We start from the raw sequence: 17,233 nt of genomic DNA on the forward strand, positions 1-17,233 counted from the left end.
GCGTGCGGCCCCTCGCCGCCGCCCCGCCCCCTGCCCCCGTTCAGAGAAGGACACGACAACACGATGGCGACACCGACGACGAGGGCGGCCGGCGACGGCAGCGGCCTGACCGAGATGTCCTGGGACCCGATCACCCGGATCGTGGGAAGCCTCGGCATCCACACGAAGATCGACTTCAAGCAGAAGCGCGTCGCGGAGTGCTACAGCACCTCCTCGGTCTTCCGCGGCTACAGCGTCTTCATGCGCGGCAAGGACCCGCGCGACGCGCATTTCATCACCAGCCGGATCTGCGGGATCTGCGGCGACAACCACGCCACCTGTTCGGTCTACACCCAGAACATGGCGTACGGGGTGAAGCCCCCGCACCTCGGCGAGTGGATCATCAACCTCGGCGAGGCGGCCGAGTACATGTTCGACCACAACATCTTCCAGGAGAACCTGGTCGGGGTCGACTACTGCGAGAAGATGGTCCGCGAGACCAACCCGGGCGTCCTGGAACAGGCCGAGCGCACCGAGGCGCCGCACGCCGCCGACCACGGGTACAAGACCATCGCGGACATCATGCGCTCGCTCAACCCGATCGAGGGCGAGTTCTACCGCGAGGCACTGCAGGTCAGCCGGTACACCCGGGAGATGTTCTGCCTGATGGAGGGCCGCCACGTGCACCCCTCCACCCTCTACCCGGGCGGCGTCGGCACCGTCGCCACGGTGCAGCTGTTCACCGACTACCTGACCCGGCTGATGCGCTACGTCGAGTTCATGAAGAAGGTCGTGCCGCTGCACGACGACCTCTTCGACTTCTTCTACCAGGCCCTGCCCGGCTACGAGGAGGTCGGCCGGCGGCGGGTCCTGCTCGGCTGCTGGGGCAGCCTCAACGACCCGGACCACTGCGACTTCACGTACCGCAACATGACGGACTGGGGCCGGCGGATGTTCGTCACCCCCGGCGTCGTCGTGGACGGCAAGCTCGTCACCAACGACCTCACCGAGATCAACCTGGGCATCCGGATCCTGCTCGGCAGCTCCTACTACGAGGACTGGCAGGGCAAGGAGCTGTTCGTCACCCACGACCCGCTGGGCAACCCGGTCGACCCCCGGCACCCGTGGAACCAGCACACCATCCCGCAGCCGCAGAAGCGCAACTTCGACGACAAGTACAGCTGGGTGATGTCCCCGCGCTGGTTCGACGGCAAGGAGCACCTCGCCCTGGACACCGGCGGCGGCCCGATCGCCCGGCTGTGGTCCACCGCGCTGTCCGGGCTGGTCGACATCGGCTACATCAAGGCCACCGGCCACAGCGTCCTGATCAACCTGCCCCGCTCGATGACCAAGCCCGAGGTCACCTTCGAGTGGAAGATCCCGCAGTGGAGCAACGCCCTCGAACGCAACCGCGCCCGCACCTACTTCCAGGCGTACGCGGCCGCCGCCGCCCTGCACTTCGCCGAGAAGGCGCTCGACGAGGTCCGGGCCGGGCGCAGCCAGACCTGGGAGCGCTTCGAGGTGCCGGACGAGTCGATCGGCTGCGGCTTCACCGAGGCCGTGCGCGGCGTGCTCTCGCACCACATGGTGATCCGCGACGGCAAGATCGCCAACTACCACCCGTACCCGCCCACCCCGTGGAACGCCAGCGTGCGCGACAGCTACGGCACGCCCGGCCCGTACGAGGACGCGGTGCAGAACACCCCGATCTTCGAGGAGAACTCCCCGGAGAACTTCAAGGGCATCGACATCATGCGCGCGGTGCGCAGCTTCGACCCCTGCCTGCCCTGCGGCGTGCACATGTACGTCGGCGGGCGCACCGTCCAGACCATGCACGTGCCCACCGGCCTCAGCGGGCTCACCGCATGACGGCCGAGCAGACCGGGCTGCGCATCCAGGAGGCCCTGGACGCCCTGGCCGGCAGCGGGGCCGAGAGCGCGGGCGAGCAACTGGTCCGCGACCTGATGGACTTCTACGGCGAGGGGCTGGCCAGGATCGTCCCGGCGCTGCCCCCGCCCGCCCTGGAACGGATGCTGGACGACCCGGCGGTGGCCGGGCTGCTGCTCCTGCACGACCTGCACCCGGAGGACGTCAGTGCCCGGATCGACCGGGCGCTCGCGGCCCTGCCCGAACGGGTCGAGCCGATCGGCTTCGACCCGGGCACCGGTGTCCTGCGGCTGCGCCGGACCGCCTCCGGCTGCGGCTGCGCGGAAGGGGACGTCGAGGCCGTCCTCGCCTGCCACGCGCCCGAGGTGACGGCCGTGGAGCTGGAGCGCGCCCCGAAGCTGCTGCAGATCGGCACCCGCCCGCCGCAGGCCGCGGAGGTGCGATGAACACCCGCCGGATCTCCCGCGACGGGACCGCCCTGCTGCACCGGCTGCGCGAGCCGGCGCCGCCGCGGCCCGAGCAGTGCGGCTTCTGCGGCCGGGACATCCCGGCCGGCCACCGCCACCTGGTGGACGTCGAGGAACGGGCGCTGGCCTGCACCTGCACCGCCTGCGGCCTGCTGTTCCAGCAGCCGGGCGCGGCCGGCGGCCGCTTCCGCACCGTGCCGGACCGCTACCTCGCCGACCCGGACGGCGGCTTGGACGAGCGGGCCTGGTCGGTGCTGGGCATCCCGGTCGGCACCGCGTTCCTGTTCCGCAACGCCCTGCTGGACCGGCTGCTCGCCTTCTACCCCGGCCCGGCCGGCGCCACCGAGAGCGAGGTGGACGAGGAGGCCTGGGAGCGCGCCCTCGGCGGCAGCCGGCTGGCCGCCGTCCTGGAGCCCGACGTGGAGGCCCTGCTGCTGCGCCGCCACGACCACCGCGTCGAGTGCTTCCTGGTGCCGATCGACGTCTGCTACGAGCTGGTCGGCCGGCTGCGGCGGTGCTGGCACGGCTTCGACGGCGGCGCCGAGGCGCGGGCCGAACTCGACGCGTTCTTCGAGCGGTTGACCGCCCGCGCCCGCCCGCTGCCCACGGCGGTGACGGCGTGACGGCGCTCGCCTTCGCCTGCACCGGCGTGCGGTCCGACCCGTACGCGGCGGTGCCGACCCTGGTCTTCCGGCTGCGGATCACCGGGCCGGCCGACACCCGGGTGCACGCCCTGGCGCTCCGCTGCCAGCTGCGGATCGAACCGGGCCGGCGGTCGTACGCCGAGCCGGAGGGCGAGCGGCTGGCCGACCTCTTCGGTGAACGGGAGCGCTGGGCGAACACGCTCAACCCGATCCAACTCGCCACCGTGCCGCTGCTGGTGCCCGGCTTCACCGGCGAGACCGAGACCGACCTCGTGGTGCCGTGCAGCTACGACCTGGAGGTGGCCTCCGCCCGCTACTTCCGGGCGCTCGACGGCGGCGAGGTGCCGCTGCTGCTGCTCTTCTCCGGCACCGCCTTCGCCGGCCCCGGCGGCTTCCAGGTCGCCCCGGTGCCCTGGGACAAGGAGGCCGCGGTGCGGATGCCGGTGCGGGTCTGGCGCGAGGCCATCGACCAGCACTTCCCCGGCTGCGGCTGGCTGCGCCTGCCGGACGACCTGATGGACCGGTTGCTGGCCTACCGCTCCCGGCGGGCCCTGCCCTCCTGGGAGGCGACGGTGCGTGAACTGCTCGCGGCGGCCGCGATCGAGGAGGTGGCCCGGTGAGCGCCTTCCCGCCCGGGATCGAGCGCGGCTTCGCGGCCGCCCGGCAGATCGCCGACGCGGTGCTGCTGGAGGGCTACGTGCTCTACCCGTACCGCGCCTCGGCGGCCAAGAACCGGCTGCGCTGGCAGTTCGGGGTCCTGGTGCCGCCCGAGTACACCGCGCAGGGCGGCGAGCACTCGCACCAGCGCACCGAGTGCGTCATGGAGGCCCGTGCCGGGGACCGGCTGGCGGTCGAGCTGCGCTTCCTGCGGGTGCAGCGGCGGACCGTCGAACAGGCGACCGCCGCCGGCGGGTTCGAGCCGGTGGAGCGGCTGGAGCTGGCCGACCGGGTGTTCACGGAGTGGGACGAGGGCGTCGAGGAACGCATCGAACTCCTCTTCCCGGCCGAGGAGTTGACCGGCGCCGGGGTGGAGCGGGCGTTCCGGCTGCCGGGCGTCGGCGAGACCGAGCTGCTGCGCGCGCACGGCACCGCCGTCGGACGGCTGGTGCGCCGCCGCGAACAGGTCGACGGCCTGGTACGGGTGACCGCCGAGGAACTGCCCGGCCGGTACCGGGCCCAGCGGCTGACGGTGGTGGTCGAGAACGTCTCCGCCTGGATGCCGCCCCGACGGGCGAGCCGCGAGGAGGCGCTGCCGCGCTCGCTGGTCTCCGCCCACCTGCTGCTGGGCCTGGAGCAGGGCCGCTTCGTGTCGGCCACCGACCCGCCCGAGTGGGCCCGCGCCGAGGTCGAACGGTGCCGCAGCCGGCACACCTGGCCGGTCCTGGCCGGGCCGCCGGGCGAGCGCGGGGTGGTGCTGTCCTCGCCGATCATCCTGGAGGACCACCCCAAGGTCGCGCCGGAGAGCCTCGGCACCCTGTACGACGCCACCGAGATCGACGAGATCCTGGCGCTGCGGACGGCCGCCCTGACCGAGGAGGAGAAGCGGGAGGCCCGGGGCACCGACGAGCGGGCCGCGGCCGTGATCGACCTCGCGGAGTCCATGCCGCCCGAGGTGCTGGAGCGGCTGCACGGCGCCATCCGCGGGCTGCGCGACCTCACCGGCGGCGCCGCCGACGGGGAACAGCCCTGGTGGGACCCGGGCAACGACCCGGCGGTCGACCCCGAGCGGGACCGGGTGCAGGTCGGCGGCCACGCCGTCGGCGCCGGCAGCCGGGTCGTGCTGCGGCCCGGACGACGGCGCACCGACGCCCAGGACCTCTTCCTGGACGGGCGCACCGGCGTGGTGGAGGCGGTGCTGCACGACGTCGACGGCTCGGTGCACCTGGCCGTGACGGTGGAGGACGACCCGGGCGCCGACCTGTGGCGGGCCCAGGGGCGGTTCCGCTACTTCCAGCCCGACGAGGTCACCCCGCTGGACGGCGACGACGTGCCGGAGGGGTCGTGAACAGCCGTCAGGTGCTGGTCGCCGGGGTGGGGAACATCTTCCTCGGCGACGACGGGTTCGGCGTGGAGACCGTCCGGCGGCTCGCCGGGCACCCGCTGCCGGACGGCGTCGAGGTGGTCGACGTGGGCGTGCGCGGCGTCGACCTGGCGTACCGGCTGCTCGACGGCTACCGCACCGCCGTCCTGGTGGACGCCACCTGTCGCGGCGGGGCACCCGGCACGGTCTACCTCATCGAGGCGGCCGACGAGCCGCTGGAGGCGCCGCTGCTGGACGGGCACCGGATGGGGCCGGACGCCGTGCTCGCCCTGCTGGCCACGCTCGCGGCCGGGACCGGCGGCGAGCCGCCCGGTCGGGTGCTGGTGGTCGGCTGCGAGCCGGCGTCGTTGGAGGAGGGCATCGGGCTGAGCGCGCCCGTCGCCGCCGCCGTCGAGGAGGCGGTCCGAGTGGTCCTGCGGGTCGTGGACGAGGCCACGCAGCCGGAGAGGGAGACAACACCATGCTGAGGAAACTGTTCTGCCTGGCCCTGCTGGCCGGGATCGGCGCACTGGTCTGGCAGAGCCTGCCGGACCTCAAGCGGTACCTGCAGATCTCGCGGATGTGACCCGCGCATTGCTGCGAACGGTGCAGCCCCGGGAGCGGTGGCGGCGCGGCTTCGAGCCGTCGCCGCCACCGCGCCTTGTAATGGGGCGCGCCTCGGCATCGGGGCCCGCCCGGTCGTCGGGCCCGATGCCGCCCGCCGAGGGAAAGGGACCCATGCACGAGATGTCGATCGCCGCCGCCGTGGTCGAGCAGGTCGACGCGGCCGCGCGCGACCACGGGGCCGCCGGGGTGGCGCGGGTACGGCTGCGGGTGGGCGAACTGGCCGGCGTCGTCCCGCAGGCCCTCGACTTCTGCTTCGAACTGGCCTGCGCCGGAACGCTGGTGGAGGGCGCGGTGCTGCACACCGAGCCGGTCACGGCGCGGGCCCGGTGCCGGCCCTGCGAGACCGAGTGGGCCGTCGGCATGCCGCCGGACCTCTGCTGCCCGAGCTGCTCCGGCGGCGGCGTCGAGCTGCTGTCCGGGCGCGAGCTCCAGATCCTCGACGTCGAGTGGGCCGAGCGCCCGGACGTCCCGGCCGAACAGAAAGGCTGATGCCGATGTGCCGCACGGTCGACCTCCGTCAGGCGGTCCTCGCCCGCAACGACGACAGCGCCCGCGAGCTGCGGGCGGCACTGGCCGCCCGGGGCACGGTCGCGGTGAACCTGCTGTCCAGCCCCGGCAGCGGCAAGACCGCCCTGCTGGAGGCCGAGCTGGGGCTGGCCCGGCGGCGCGGGGTACCGGTCGCCGCCCTGACCGCCGACCTCGCCACCGAGAACGACGCGCGGCGGCTGGCCCGTTCGGGCGCGCCGGTCAAGCAGGTGCTCACCGACGGGCTCTGCCACCTGGAGGCGCGGATGCTCGCCGGGCACCTGGACGGCTGGCTGCCGCAGGAGTGCCGGCTGCTCTTCGTGGAGAACGTCGGCAACCTGGTGTGTCCGGCCTCCTACGACCTCGGTGAGTCCCTGCGGGTGGTGCTGGCCTCGGTGACCGAGGGCGAGGACAAGCCGCTCAAGTACCCGACCGCCTTCGGGCTGGCCAACCTCGTCCTGGTGACGAAGGCCGACCTCGCCGCGGCGGCCGAGTTCGACGAGGCCGCGTTCACGGCGAACGTCCGCCGGGTCAATCCCGGGGTGGAGGTGGTGCACACCTCGGCGCGCACCGGGGACGGCGTCGGGGCGCTGCTGGAGCGCGCGCTGGCGGTGCTGGAGGGGGCCGAGCCGCACCGGCCGGTGATGTCGGCCGCGCCGCACGGGCACGGGCACGACCACGGGGACGGGGGAAGGCCTGAGCACGGGGACGGACACCGGCACGAACACGGACACGGGCCCGCGGTGGTCGGGGAGACCCCGTGACGGCCGGTCACCCGGAACTCGACCGCGAGCGACGCCGGGTCGCCGTCCGCGGCCTCGTCCAAGGGGTCGGCTTCCGGCCCTTCGTCTTCACCCTGGCCGGTGAACTCGGCCTGGCCGGCAGCGTCACCAACACCGGCGAGGGCGTGCTCGCCGAGGTCGAGGGCGACCGCGCTGCGGTCGAGGCGTTCTGCCGACGCGTGGCCGGCGACGCGCCGCCGCTCGCGTACGTGGCCTCCGTCGAGCACACCCCACTGGCCGTCACCGGCGCGACGGGCTTCGCCATCACCCCGTCCCGCACCGACGGGCCCCGGGCCACGCTGATCCCGCCCGACGTCGCCGTCTGCGCCGACTGCCTCGCCGAACTCGCCGACCCGGCCGACCGCCGCCACCGGCACCCGTTCATCAGCTGCACCAACTGCGGCCCCCGGCACACCATCGTCACCGGCCTGCCGTACGACCGCGCCAACACCACCATGGCCGGCTTCCCGATGTGCGCGGACTGCGCCCGGGAGTACGCCGACCCGGCCGACCGCCGCTTCCACGCCCAGCCGGTCGCCTGCCACGCCTGCGGGCCGAGACTCGCGCTGACCGTGACCGGCCACGCCGACCTCGCCGACGAGGACGCCCTCACCGAGGCCCGCCGGCTGCTCGCCGCCGGGGCGGTCCTCGCCGTCAAGGGCATCGGCGGCTACCACCTGGCCTGCGACGCGCGCGACCCCGCGGCGGTCGCCCTGCTACGGCGGCGCAAGCGGCGCGGCGACAAGCCCTTCGCGCTGATGGCCCGTGACCTCGCCACCGTCGAGGGCCTGCTGCCGCTCGGCCCCGTCGAGCGGGAACTGCTCACCGGCGCGGTCCGGCCGATCGTCCTGCTGCGCCGCACCGGCACGGTGACACCCGGGTTCGAGGCGGTGGCCCCGCGCAGCCCCGACCTCGGGGTGATGCTCCCGTACACGCCGCTGCACCACCTGCTGCTCGCCGCGCCCGGCCCGGACCTGCTGGTGATGACCAGCGCCAACCTCTCCGGCGAGCCGATCGTCACCGACGACCGGGAGGCGCTGGAGAAGCTCGCCCCGCTCGTCGACGGCTGGCTCACCCACGACCGGCCGATCCACGTGCCCTGCGAGGACTCGGTGGTGCGGGTGGTGGACGGCGAGCAGCTGCCGCTGCGCCGCTCGCGCGGGTACGCCCCGCTGCCGCTGCCCCTGCCGGTGCCCGTCCGCCCGGTGCTGGCGGTCGGCGGCGACCTGAAGAACACCTTCGCACTGGCCCGCGACGGCTACGCCTGGCTGTCCGGCCACATCGGGGACATGGACGACCTGGCCACGCTGCGCGCCTTCGACAACGCCGTCGAGCAGCTCGGCACGGTCAGCGGAGTGCGGCCCGAACTGCTGGTCGCCGACCGGCACCCCGGCTACCGTTCGGTCCGGCACGCCGAGCGGACCGCCGCCGGACGGCCGGTGCACCGGGTGCAGCACCACCACGCGCACATCGCCGCCGTGATGGCCGAGCACGGGCTGGACGGCAGCCGGCCGGTGCTCGGCCTGGCCTTCGACGGCACCGGCTACGGCGAGGACGGCGCGGTCTGGGGCAGCGAGGTGCTGCTGGCCGACTACGACGGCTTCCGCCGGCTCGCCCACCTCGCCTACGTGCCGCTGCCCGGCGGGGACGCGGCGGTCGAGCGCCCGTACCGGACGGCGCTGGCGCACCTGCGGGCCGCCGGGCTGCCCTGGACCGCCGGACTGCCGCCGGTCCTGGCCTGCCTGCCGGAGGAACTCCGATTGCTGGAACGGCAGTTGGAACGCGGGCTGAACACCGCGCCGAGCTCCGGCATGGGCCGGCTCTTCGACGCGGTCTCCTCGCTCGCCGGGATCTGCCAGCGGGCCGGGTACGAGGCCCAGGCGGCGATCGAACTGGAGGCCGCGGCCGCGGAGTTCGGACCTGCTCCGGGCTACCGGTTCGGGCTGCTCGCCGGGGCGGACGGCTGGACCGCCGACCCCGGGCCGGTGCTGGCCGCGGTGGTGGCGGACGTGGTCGCCGGCCGGCCCGCCGGACTGGTCGCCGCGCGCTTCCACACCGCGGTGGCCGAGCTGTGCCGGCGGATCTGCGCGGCCGCCCGGGAGCGGTACGGCACGACCACGGTGGCGCTCAGCGGCGGCGTCTTCGCCAACGCCGTGCTCTCCTCGGCCTGCGCGCGCGGCCTCGGCGAGGACGGCTTCACCGTGCTGCGGCACCGCCGGGTGCCGCCCAACGACGGAGGACTGGCGCTCGGCCAGCTGATGGTGGCCGCCCGCGCGGCGGCCGCCAGGGAGGAGTGAGAGCGGATGTGCCTGGCAGTGCCCGGCAGGGTGACGGAGATCGGCGAACGCGACGGGACCCGGATGGCGGTCATGGACTTCGGCGGGGTGGTCAAGGACGTGTGCCTGGAGTACCTGCCCGACCTGGCGGTGGGCGACTACGCGATCGTCCACGTGGGCTTCGCGCTGCAGCGGCTGGACGAGGAGTCCGCCCGGCGCACCCTCGCGCTGTTCGAGGAACTCGGGCTGCTGCAGGAGGAGTTCGGCGACCCGTGGGAGGCGGCGGGGCAGTGGCAGGCGCCCGGGGAGCGGCCGGCGGCGGGCGGGCCCGACGCGGCACGAGCGGCTGAGGAGGCCGGACGGTGAAGTACCTGGAGGAGTTCCGGAACCCGGAGCTGGCTGAGGGCCTGCTCGCGGACATCAGGGCCACGGTCACCCGGCCGTGGGCGCTGATGGAGGTGTGCGGCGGCCAGACGCACAGCATCATCCGGCATGCCATCGACCAACTCCTGCCCGAAGAAGTGGAGTTGATCCACGGGCCGGGGTGCCCGGTGTGCGTCACCCCGCTGGAGGTGATCGACCGCGCACTGGCGATCGCCGCCCGGCCCGAGGTCGTCTTCTGCTCCTTCGGGGACATGCTGCGGGTGCCCGGCACCGACCGCGACCTGTTCCGGGTCCGCGGCGAGGGCGGCGACGTCCGGGTGGTGTACTCGCCGCTGGACGCACTGCGGATCGCACGGGAGAACCCGGACCGGGAGGTCGTCTTCTTCGGCATCGGCTTCGAGACGACCGCACCGCCGAACGCCATGGCCGTCCACCTCGCCCGCAAGCAGGGCCTGCGGAACTTCAGCATGCTGGTCTCGCACGTCCGGGTGCCCCCGGCGATCGACGCCATCATGGAATCGCCGGACTGCCGGGTCCAGGGCTTCCTCGCCGCCGGGCACGTGTGCAGCGTCATGGGAACCGACGAGTACCCGGCGCTCGCCGAACGGCACCGGGTGCCGATCGTGGTCACCGGCTTCGAACCGCTGGACATCCTGGAGGGGATCCGGCGCACCGTACGGCAGTTGGAGCGCGGCGAGCACAGCGTCGACAACGCCTACCAGCGGGCCGTCCGGCCGGAGGGCAACCCGGCGGCGCGCGCCATGCTGGAGGACGTCTTCGAGGTGACCGACCGCGCCTGGCGGGGCATCGGCGTGATCCCGCTCAGCGGCTGGCGGCTCTCGCCGCGCTACCGCGACCACGACGCCGAACACCGCTTCGACGTCGCGGGGATCAGCACCCGCGAACCCGCCGCGTGCCGCAGCGGCGAGGTGCTGCAGGGCCTGCTGAAGCCGCACCAGTGCGAGGCCTTCGGCACGCTGTGCACCCCGCGCACCCCGCTCGGCGCCACCATGGTCTCCAGCGAAGGGGCCTGCGCGGCGTACTACCTCTACCGGCGGCTGAGCACGCCGGTCGCCGCGGAGGCGGTGAGCACCGTTGGCTGACACCGAGACCCTCACCGGCGCGGCCCCCGAGGCCTCGCCCGCGCCCGACTTCTCCGGCTGGAGCTGCCCGCTGCCGCTGCGCGACCACCCCCGGGTGGTGATGGGACACGGCGGCGGCGGGGCGATGTCCGCCGAACTGGTGGAGCACCTCTTCGCCCCGGCCTTCGGCGGGCCGGCCCTCGCCGGGCTCGCCGACTCCGCCGTCCTGGAACTCGGCGGCGCCCGGCTCGCCTTCTCCACCGACTCCTACGTCGTGCGGCCGCTGTTCTTCCCGGGCGGCAGCATCGGCGACCTCGCCGTCAACGGGACGGTCAACGACCTGGCGATGAGCGGCGCCCGGCCGGCCTACCTCTCCTGCGGGTTCATCCTGGAGGAGGGCGTGGAGATGCCCGTGGTCGACCGGGTGGCCCGGGCGCTCGGCGCCGCGGCCCGGACGGCCGGGGTCGAGGTGGTCACCGGGGACACCAAGGTGGTCGAGGCCGGGCGCGGCGACGGCGTCTACCTGAACACCGCCGGGATCGGCCTGGTGCCCGCCGGGGTCGACATCCGGCCGCAGCGGGCCGTCCCCGGCGACGTGGTGATCGTCAGCGGGCCGATCGGACTGCACGGCGTCGCGATCATGAGTGTCCGCGAGGGCCTGGAGTTCGGCGTCGAGGTGCGCAGCGACTGCGCCGCGCTCGGCGGCCTGGTCGAGGCGATGCTCGCCGTCACCCCCGACCTGCACGTGCTGCGCGACCCCACCCGGGGCGGGCTGGCCGCGGCGCTCAACGAGATCGCGGCCGCCGCCGGGGTGGGGGTGACGCTCAGCGAGCGGGCCGTCCCCGTCCCGGACGCGGTGGCCAACGCCTGCGCCCTGCTCGGCCTGGACCCGATGTACGTCGCCAACGAGGGCAAGCTCGTCGCCTTCGTGCCGCGCCGGGAGGCGGACGCCGTCCTCGCCGCGATGCGGGCCCACCCGCTCGGCGCAGAGGCGGTGGTGATCGGCGAGTGCGTCGAGGACCACCCCGGCATGGTCGTCGCCCGGACGGGCTTCGGCGGCACCCGGGTGGTGGACCTGCCGATGGGCGAACAGCTGCCGCGGATCTGCTGACGGCGCGTGCGCACCGCCGCCCCGGGGGACCGCCTCCGGGGCGGCGGTCGTGCGGGGCGGCGGTCGCGCGGAGGGCTCGCCCGGCTCCGTCCGCCGAACCCGGATACGCTGAGCACGGAGGCCCCTCGCCCCCGGTGAGGGCGGGCGGCACGGAGCGGTTCGGCCTGGTGCGGAGGTGCGTGGTGCCGGAGGAGAGCAGACCGCGGCGGTGCGGGGGCCGGTGGTCCGGAACCCACTCCCGGCCCGGTGCGCCGCCCGCGCACGGCGCCTGACGGGACACCACGACCGTGCGCACCGCGGACCCCGAGGTCGAGGTGGTCATCACCGTGCCCAACCACGGCATCGGCCTGTGGATGGTCGGCGCGTTCGTCGTCACCTTCGTGGGCACCCGCGTGATCACCCGGCTGATCCGGGCGGGCCGCGGCCCCTTCCGCAACGTCGAGGTCGGCGGCACCCACGTGCACCACCAGGTGTACGGGATCATCGCGATGCTGGTGGCCGGCGCGATGGAGTTCGCCTACCGCCCGGACACCCCCGGGGCGCAGATCCTGGCCGTGCTGTTCGGTGCCGGCGCCGCACTCACCCTCGACGAGTACGCCCTGTGGCTGCACCTGGAGGACGTCTACTGGAGCCGCGAGGGCCGCAAGTCCGTCGACGCGGCGTTCCTCGCGGTGGCGGTCGGACTGCTGCTGGTGGCCGGGTTCAACCCGTTCTCCGACACCGGCCGGGGCACCGCCGCCAACGTGGCCTTCGCCGCGCTGCTGCTGGTCGACCTGATGTTCTCCGTCGGGGCGATCCTCAAGGGCAAGACGGCCACCGGGGTGATCGGGCTGCTGGTGCCCCTGGTGTCGCTGGTCGCCTGCCTGCGCCTGGCCAAACCCGAGTCGCCGTGGGCCCGCTGGCGCTACCGGCCGGGCTCGCGCCGGGCCGAGCGCGCCCTGCGCCGCTACCCGCCCGGCCGGCGGACCCGGATGGACGCGCTGAAGGACTTCGTCGGGGGCGTCCCCAAGCAGTGAGGCCCGAGCAGTGGGGCCCCGGGCGGGTGGCGCAGCGCCGGTCGGCCGGTCGGACAGCCGGTCAGCCGGCCGGGTGGCCGAGGAAGCGGTGCAGCGAGTCCGCCATCGCCCGGACGAAGCGCTCCCGGGTCTCCTCGGGCACCAGGTCGAGCGACAGGTAGGGGTTGAGGTCCTCCAGCTCGACCAGCAGCAGGCGCCCGTCCGGCGCCCGGCAGGCGTCCACCCGCTGGATCCCGTGGTCGAGGGTGTTCCAGTCCACGAAGCGCCGGGCGAAGTCGAGGTCGGCCGCGCTCGGCTCGTACGGCTCCAGCACCCAGCGGCGGTCCGGGTCGGGCGCGTGGAGGGCGTACTGGAAGGCGTCGTCCACGAAGTAGAAGGAGACCTCGTAGCGGAAGTCGATCCGCGGCTGGACCAGCAGCCCGCCCCATGCGAGGCCGTCCAGCTCCTCGCGGCCGAGGAAGCGCAGACCTATGCTGTCGGCGCCCTCCTCGGGCTTCACCGCGTAGCGGTCGGCGACGGGCAGCCGGTCGAGGTCCTGCGGCCGGTCGACGGTGGGGATGACCGGGAGGCCGGCCTCGGTGAGGTCGAGCAGATAGCGCTTGCCGGCCATGTCGCCGCGGCCGGTCAGCGGGTTGTACACCCGGACGCCGGCGGCCACGGCCTCGGCGCGGAAGCGGGCGTACTCCTCGCGGTAGTGCAGCACCGGCCCGCTGTTGCGCACGACGACCGCGTCGAAGCGCCCCATCAGGGCCCGGGCGTCGAGCGGGTGGCACAGGGCGAGGTCGAACCACTCCCGCAGCCGGGAGGTGAGCAGGACGTCCTCGTCGCCGTAGCGGCGGCCCCGGGCCGGGTAGGCCAGATCGGTCACGTACAGCAGGCTGGGACGGTCGGGCACGGGCGCTCCCTCGGTCGGTGGCGGGGGAGCGAATCTACCGGCCGGGCGGGCGGCCGCCCGGCCGGGGGCCTCCGGCGGGTGCGCGGGGCGGGGGGCTCAGTCCTGGAAGGTCCGCTCGTTCAGCACGTCGAGGTTGCGGAAGGTCGGCGGGCCGTCGCACAGCGCCGCGACCCGGGTCGCGAACGCGGCGGTCTCCGGGCGGGCGGAGTTCTCCATCGCCACCTCGTGGGAGGGGAACTCCACGATGTCCAGGTACACGTCCTGGCCGTCGCGGTCACGGGTCTGCACGGCCCGGGCCGCCAGACGGTGGCCGGCATTCTCCTCGACCCAGCTGTCGAGCAGGGCGGTGAACTCGTCGATGCGACTCGTCCGGTACTCGATGATCTGGATGAACTTCACGGGGCGGCCTCCTCGGCTCGGTGCAGGGGCAGTCGACTGCCTCCTCCAGGGTCGCCCCGGCGGTCGCGCCCGGCCACCGCTCCCGGCGGCGCACGCGGCGTCAGAGGGTCGCGGCGTCAGAGGGTCGCGGTGTCGATGACGAAGCGGTAGCGGACGTCGCTGCGCAGGACCCGTTCGTAGGCCTCGTCGGCCTGGTCCGCGCGGATCGTCTCGATCTCGGCCGCCACGCCGTGCTCGGCGCAGAAGTCCAGCATCTCCTGGGTCTCGGCGATGCCGCCGAGGCCCGAGCTGCTCAGACTGCGGCGGTTGCCGTTCAGGGACTGGAGTTCGAGGTGCACCGGGTCCTCGGGCAGGCCGAGGTTGACCAGCGCGCCGTCGGTGCGCAGCAGGGCGAAGTAGGCGCCGAAGTCGAGCGGCGCGGAGACCGTGTTGAGGACGAGGTCGAAGGCGCCCGCGAGCTCCTCGAAGGTCGCCGGGTCGGCGGTGGCGTGGTAGTGGTCGGCGCCCAGCCGCAGGCCGTCGTCCTTCTTGCGCAGGGACTGGGACAGCACGGTGACCCGGGCGCCGAGCGCGTGCGCGAGCTGCACGCCCAGGTGGCCGAGGCCGCCGAGGCCGACGACGGCGACCGTCCGGCCCGGGCCGGCGTGCCAGTGCCGCAGCGGGGAGTAGGTGGTGATGCCGGCGCACAGCAGCGGGGCGGCCACGTCCAGCGGCAGGGCGTCCGGGATGCGCACGACGTAGTTCTCGTCGACGACGATCTTCTGCGAGTAGCCCCCGTAGGTGGGCTGCCCGTCGCGGCCGACGGCGTTGTACGTCCACACCGGGCCGTCGGAGCAGTACTGCTCCAGGCCGGCCCGGCAGTTCGGGCACACCCGGCAGGAGTCGACCATGCAGCCGACGCCGACCCGGTCGCCGACGGCGAACGCCGCCACGCCGGGGCCCCGGGCGGCGACGACGCCGGCGATCTCGTGGCCGGGCACCATCGGGAAGATCGCGGTGCCCCAGCCCTCGCGGACCTGGTGGATGTCGGAGTGGCAGATGCCGACGAAGGCGATGTCGATCAGGACGTCGTGCTCACCGACCGCGCGGCGGGTGACGGTCGTGCGCGCCAGCCGGGCCCTGGCGGCGGGTGCGGCGTAAGCGGCGACGGTGGTGGTCATGGCGGCTCACACCCTTCGGTGGGGATGGCCCGGGGCCGGGCCGTTCGACGGATCCGGCCCCCGCCGGCTACGGACCCCTACCGCCATTGTCGGCGCCCCGGCACCGGGCGGCTCCCGGACCTCGCGGGGCGGGCCCGGGCGGGCGGCCCGTTCCGGCGCGGATGCGCGTTGGGCCGTCGGAGTGCAGGGTGGACGGGTAGATCCGGCCACCGGCGGACGTCCGGGGGAGCCGAGAACGATCGAAGGAGGCCGCCATGCCGACCAGGAAGCTCCTCGGCCGGGCCCTGGCCCTGACCGCCCTCGCCGCCCTGCCGGCCGCCGGGTTCGCGCTGCCCTCGCCGGCGGTCGCCGCCGCGGCCCCGGCCGCCGCTGCCCCCGCAGCCTCCGCAGTCTCCGCCGCCTCCGCCCCGCAGGCGGTGGCGGTCGCCGTGCCGACGTCCTTCGTCGACCTGCCGAGCCGCCCGCTGCCGTCCGACCACGCGCCGCACCGGATCACCGTCACCTACCGCAACCCGACGGCGGCGGACCAGACCGTCGCCCCGCAGATCCTCGTCGAGTCGCCGGACGACGGTCCCTTCCTCACCCCGGCGAACGTCAAGCTGGAGGTGCTGAGCGGCGGCCACTGGAGGACGGTGCCGCTGGGCAGCCAGACCGGCACGCTGTTCACCACCCTGACGTCGGCGAAGCTGGTCCTGCACAGCCACCACACTCTGACCCAGCACTACCGGATCACCGTGCTGAAGGCCTCGCCGGGCACCATCCAGCCCCGGGTGGCGCTGTACGGCTGACGCCCTCGGGCGCGCGGCACGGGCGGTCGGTGCGGTTCACCAGTCGCGGCGGTCGGCCGGGGTGCCGAGCCCGGCGCGCAGGTGGCGGACGAGGGCGCGGCGCAGCTCCCGGTCGTGATCGGTCTCCACGGAGAGGTCGAGCTGGACGATGTCCACGCCCGCCGAGCGGAGCAGCCCGATGCGGGCCGCGACGGTGGCCGGGGAGCCCGCGTAGGCGGCGGTGAGGGAGCGGCGGATGTAGGCGGCCACCTGCTCGTCGCCGTGGTCGGGGTCGGAGCGGCCGCGCTCGCGGTCGCGGTCGAGCTGGACGGCCTCGCGCCAGCGGCCGCCGGCGCCGCCGGAGGTGAGGCGCAGGGCGTCCCGGCGCAGTCGGCGGACGCGGTCGCGGGCCTCCTCGTCGGTCTCGGCGAGGACGACGGTGACGTGCCGCCAGATCCGCAGCGAACGGCCGTGGACGGCGGCCGCGGCGCGGGCCTCGGCGATCCGCCGCCGGGTGTCGGGCAGCGGCAGCGGGCCGACGGCGTACACCTGCGCGTACCGGGCCGCGAGGGAGAGGCCCTGCGGTGAGGAGCCGCCGAAGGAGAGCAGCTCGCCGCCCGGTCCGGGACGCAGGCCGGGACGGGCGGCCGCCACCGTGTAGAACTCGCCCTCGTGGTCGATGTCGCGGTCGGCGGCCAGGTAGCGGGTGAACAGGTCGAGGTACTCCTCGGCCCGGCGGTAGCGCCCGGCCTTGTCGAGGACGTCGCCGTCGCGGGCGGTGTCGCGGTCGCTGGAGCCGATGATGACGTGCGCCGCCGCCCGTCCGCCGGAGAGGCGGTCCAGGGTCGCCAGGGTGCGGGCGGCCACGGTGGGCGCGGTGGTGCCGACCCGGTGGGCGACGGCGACGCGCAGCCGGCTGGTGGCGGCCAGCGCCCAGGAGGCCACCAGCCAGGGGTCGGGCCACGAACTGGACTGCACCACCAGGGCGCTGTCCAGTCCGTCCTCCTCGTTCTCGCGCGCGGTGCGGGCGACGTACGCGGGGTCGGCGGTGCGGTCGCGGCCGTCGGGGGCCCAGCGCAGGGCCTGGCGCTCCTGCGGGGTGCTGCCGGGGACGGGGGCGGCGCGGACCCCGCCGCGGATCTCCAGGGGCACGGGCTCTCCTCGGGGGAACTCGGACGGGAAGGTGGACGGGAAGTCGGGCGGGACGGGGGA

General features: G+C 74.6%; 18 protein-coding genes and 1 pseudogene. 16 read left to right on the forward strand and 3 right to left on the reverse strand.

What is annotated here, in order from left to right; genetic code table 11:
• Positions 1 to 63 precede the first annotated feature (63 nt).
• From ACIRST_RS00840 to ACIRST_RS00910, 15 genes and pseudogenes are all read left to right on the forward strand, one after another.
• Positions 64 to 1,848 carry a nickel-dependent hydrogenase large subunit gene (locus ACIRST_RS00840; protein WP_402798815.1) on the forward strand — a complete coding sequence of 595 codons (1,785 nt, stop codon included), beginning with the start codon at positions 64 to 66 and terminating at the stop codon, positions 1,846 to 1,848.
• On the forward strand, positions 1,845 to 2,312 hold the full coding sequence (locus tag ACIRST_RS00845; protein ID WP_402798817.1) for a thioredoxin: 468 nt from the start codon (positions 1,845 to 1,847) through the stop codon (positions 2,310 to 2,312). The genes ACIRST_RS00840 and ACIRST_RS00845 overlap by 4 nt, the downstream gene beginning before the upstream one ends.
• On the forward strand, positions 2,309 to 2,956 hold the full coding sequence (locus ACIRST_RS00850; protein ID WP_350524682.1) for a DUF5947 family protein: 648 nt from the start codon (positions 2,309 to 2,311) through the stop codon (positions 2,954 to 2,956). The genes ACIRST_RS00845 and ACIRST_RS00850 overlap by 4 nt, the downstream gene beginning before the upstream one ends.
• Positions 2,953 to 3,597, forward strand: coding sequence for a DUF6084 family protein (locus ACIRST_RS00855; RefSeq protein ID WP_402798819.1), 645 nt, complete (start codon positions 2,953 to 2,955; stop codon positions 3,595 to 3,597). The genes ACIRST_RS00850 and ACIRST_RS00855 overlap by 4 nt, the downstream gene beginning before the upstream one ends.
• Entirely contained in the window at positions 3,594 to 4,982 is a 1,389-nt protein-coding gene (locus ACIRST_RS00860; protein ID WP_402798820.1) for a hypothetical protein, read from the forward strand. Before ACIRST_RS00855 ends, ACIRST_RS00860 begins: the two co-directional genes overlap by 4 nt.
• Positions 4,979 to 5,485 carry a hydrogenase maturation protease gene (locus tag ACIRST_RS00865; protein WP_402798822.1) on the forward strand — a complete coding sequence of 169 codons (507 nt, stop codon included), beginning with the start codon at positions 4,979 to 4,981 and terminating at the stop codon, positions 5,483 to 5,485. The genes ACIRST_RS00860 and ACIRST_RS00865 overlap by 4 nt, the downstream gene beginning before the upstream one ends.
• A complete protein-coding gene (locus ACIRST_RS00870; RefSeq protein WP_396546524.1) occupies positions 5,479 to 5,583 on the forward strand; it encodes a DUF6893 family small protein in 105 nt (34 codons plus the stop codon). Before ACIRST_RS00865 ends, ACIRST_RS00870 begins: the two co-directional genes overlap by 7 nt.
• A 152-nt stretch (positions 5,584 to 5,735) precedes the next feature.
• Complete coding sequence (hypA, locus tag ACIRST_RS00875; RefSeq protein ID WP_402798824.1) at positions 5,736 to 6,113, forward strand: hydrogenase maturation nickel metallochaperone HypA; 378 nt, start codon at positions 5,736 to 5,738, stop codon at positions 6,111 to 6,113.
• Positions 6,114 to 6,118: 5 nt separating this feature from the next.
• Entirely contained in the window at positions 6,119 to 6,913 is a 795-nt protein-coding gene (hypB, locus tag ACIRST_RS00880) for a hydrogenase nickel incorporation protein HypB (RefSeq protein WP_402798826.1), read from the forward strand.
• On the forward strand, positions 6,910 to 9,228 hold the full coding sequence (gene hypF / locus ACIRST_RS00885; RefSeq protein ID WP_402798827.1) for a carbamoyltransferase HypF: 2,319 nt from the start codon (positions 6,910 to 6,912) through the stop codon (positions 9,226 to 9,228). The genes hypB and hypF overlap by 4 nt, the downstream gene beginning before the upstream one ends.
• Before the next feature lie 6 nt (positions 9,229 to 9,234).
• Complete coding sequence (locus ACIRST_RS00890) at positions 9,235 to 9,573, forward strand: HypC/HybG/HupF family hydrogenase formation chaperone (RefSeq protein ID WP_350524675.1); 339 nt, start codon at positions 9,235 to 9,237, stop codon at positions 9,571 to 9,573.
• On the forward strand, positions 9,570 to 10,694 hold the full coding sequence (gene hypD / locus ACIRST_RS00895) for a hydrogenase formation protein HypD (RefSeq protein ID WP_350524674.1): 1,125 nt from the start codon (positions 9,570 to 9,572) through the stop codon (positions 10,692 to 10,694). Before ACIRST_RS00890 ends, hypD begins: the two co-directional genes overlap by 4 nt.
• Entirely contained in the window at positions 10,687 to 11,784 is a 1,098-nt protein-coding gene (gene hypE, locus ACIRST_RS00900; protein WP_350524673.1) for a hydrogenase expression/formation protein HypE, read from the forward strand. The genes hypD and hypE overlap by 8 nt, the downstream gene beginning before the upstream one ends.
• Before the next feature lie 287 nt (positions 11,785 to 12,071).
• Entirely contained in the window at positions 12,072 to 12,800 is a 729-nt protein-coding gene (locus tag ACIRST_RS00905) for a hypothetical protein (RefSeq protein ID WP_350524672.1), read from the forward strand.
• Between the two features lie 337 nt (positions 12,801 to 13,137).
• Positions 13,138 to 13,191, forward strand: a pseudogene (locus ACIRST_RS00910) (hypothetical protein); the annotation flags it as partial.
• A gap of 600 nt (positions 13,192 to 13,791) precedes the next feature.
• Here the strand turns inward: ACIRST_RS00910 and ACIRST_RS00915 are convergent.
• Together ACIRST_RS00915 and ACIRST_RS00920 are read right to left on the reverse strand one after the other, a co-directional pair.
• Positions 13,792 to 14,094, reverse strand: coding sequence for a hypothetical protein (locus ACIRST_RS00915; protein WP_350524670.1), 303 nt, complete (start codon positions 14,092 to 14,094; stop codon positions 13,792 to 13,794).
• Between the two features lie 116 nt (positions 14,095 to 14,210).
• Positions 14,211 to 15,254, reverse strand: coding sequence for an NAD(P)-dependent alcohol dehydrogenase (locus tag ACIRST_RS00920; RefSeq protein WP_402798829.1), 1,044 nt, complete (start codon positions 15,252 to 15,254; stop codon positions 14,211 to 14,213).
• Positions 15,255 to 15,508: 254 nt separating this feature from the next.
• Between ACIRST_RS00920 and ACIRST_RS00925 the strand changes: the two genes are divergently transcribed.
• Positions 15,509 to 16,042, forward strand: a complete 534-nt coding sequence (locus ACIRST_RS00925; protein ID WP_350524668.1) for a signal peptide protein — start codon at positions 15,509 to 15,511, stop codon at positions 16,040 to 16,042.
• A 36-nt stretch (positions 16,043 to 16,078) separates the two neighbouring features.
• On the opposite strand, the gene ACIRST_RS00930 is transcribed toward ACIRST_RS00925, so the two are convergent.
• The gene (locus ACIRST_RS00930; RefSeq protein WP_402798831.1) at positions 16,079 to 17,173 is read right to left on the reverse strand and encodes an LLM class flavin-dependent oxidoreductase; all 1,095 of its coding nucleotides are present in this window, start codon (positions 17,171 to 17,173) and stop codon (positions 16,079 to 16,081) included.
• Between the last annotated feature and the right edge of the window lie 60 nt (positions 17,174 to 17,233).

This window comes from Kitasatospora sp. NPDC101447 (assembly GCF_044767225.1).
GTDB lineage: Bacteria > Actinomycetota > Actinomycetes > Streptomycetales > Streptomycetaceae > Kitasatospora.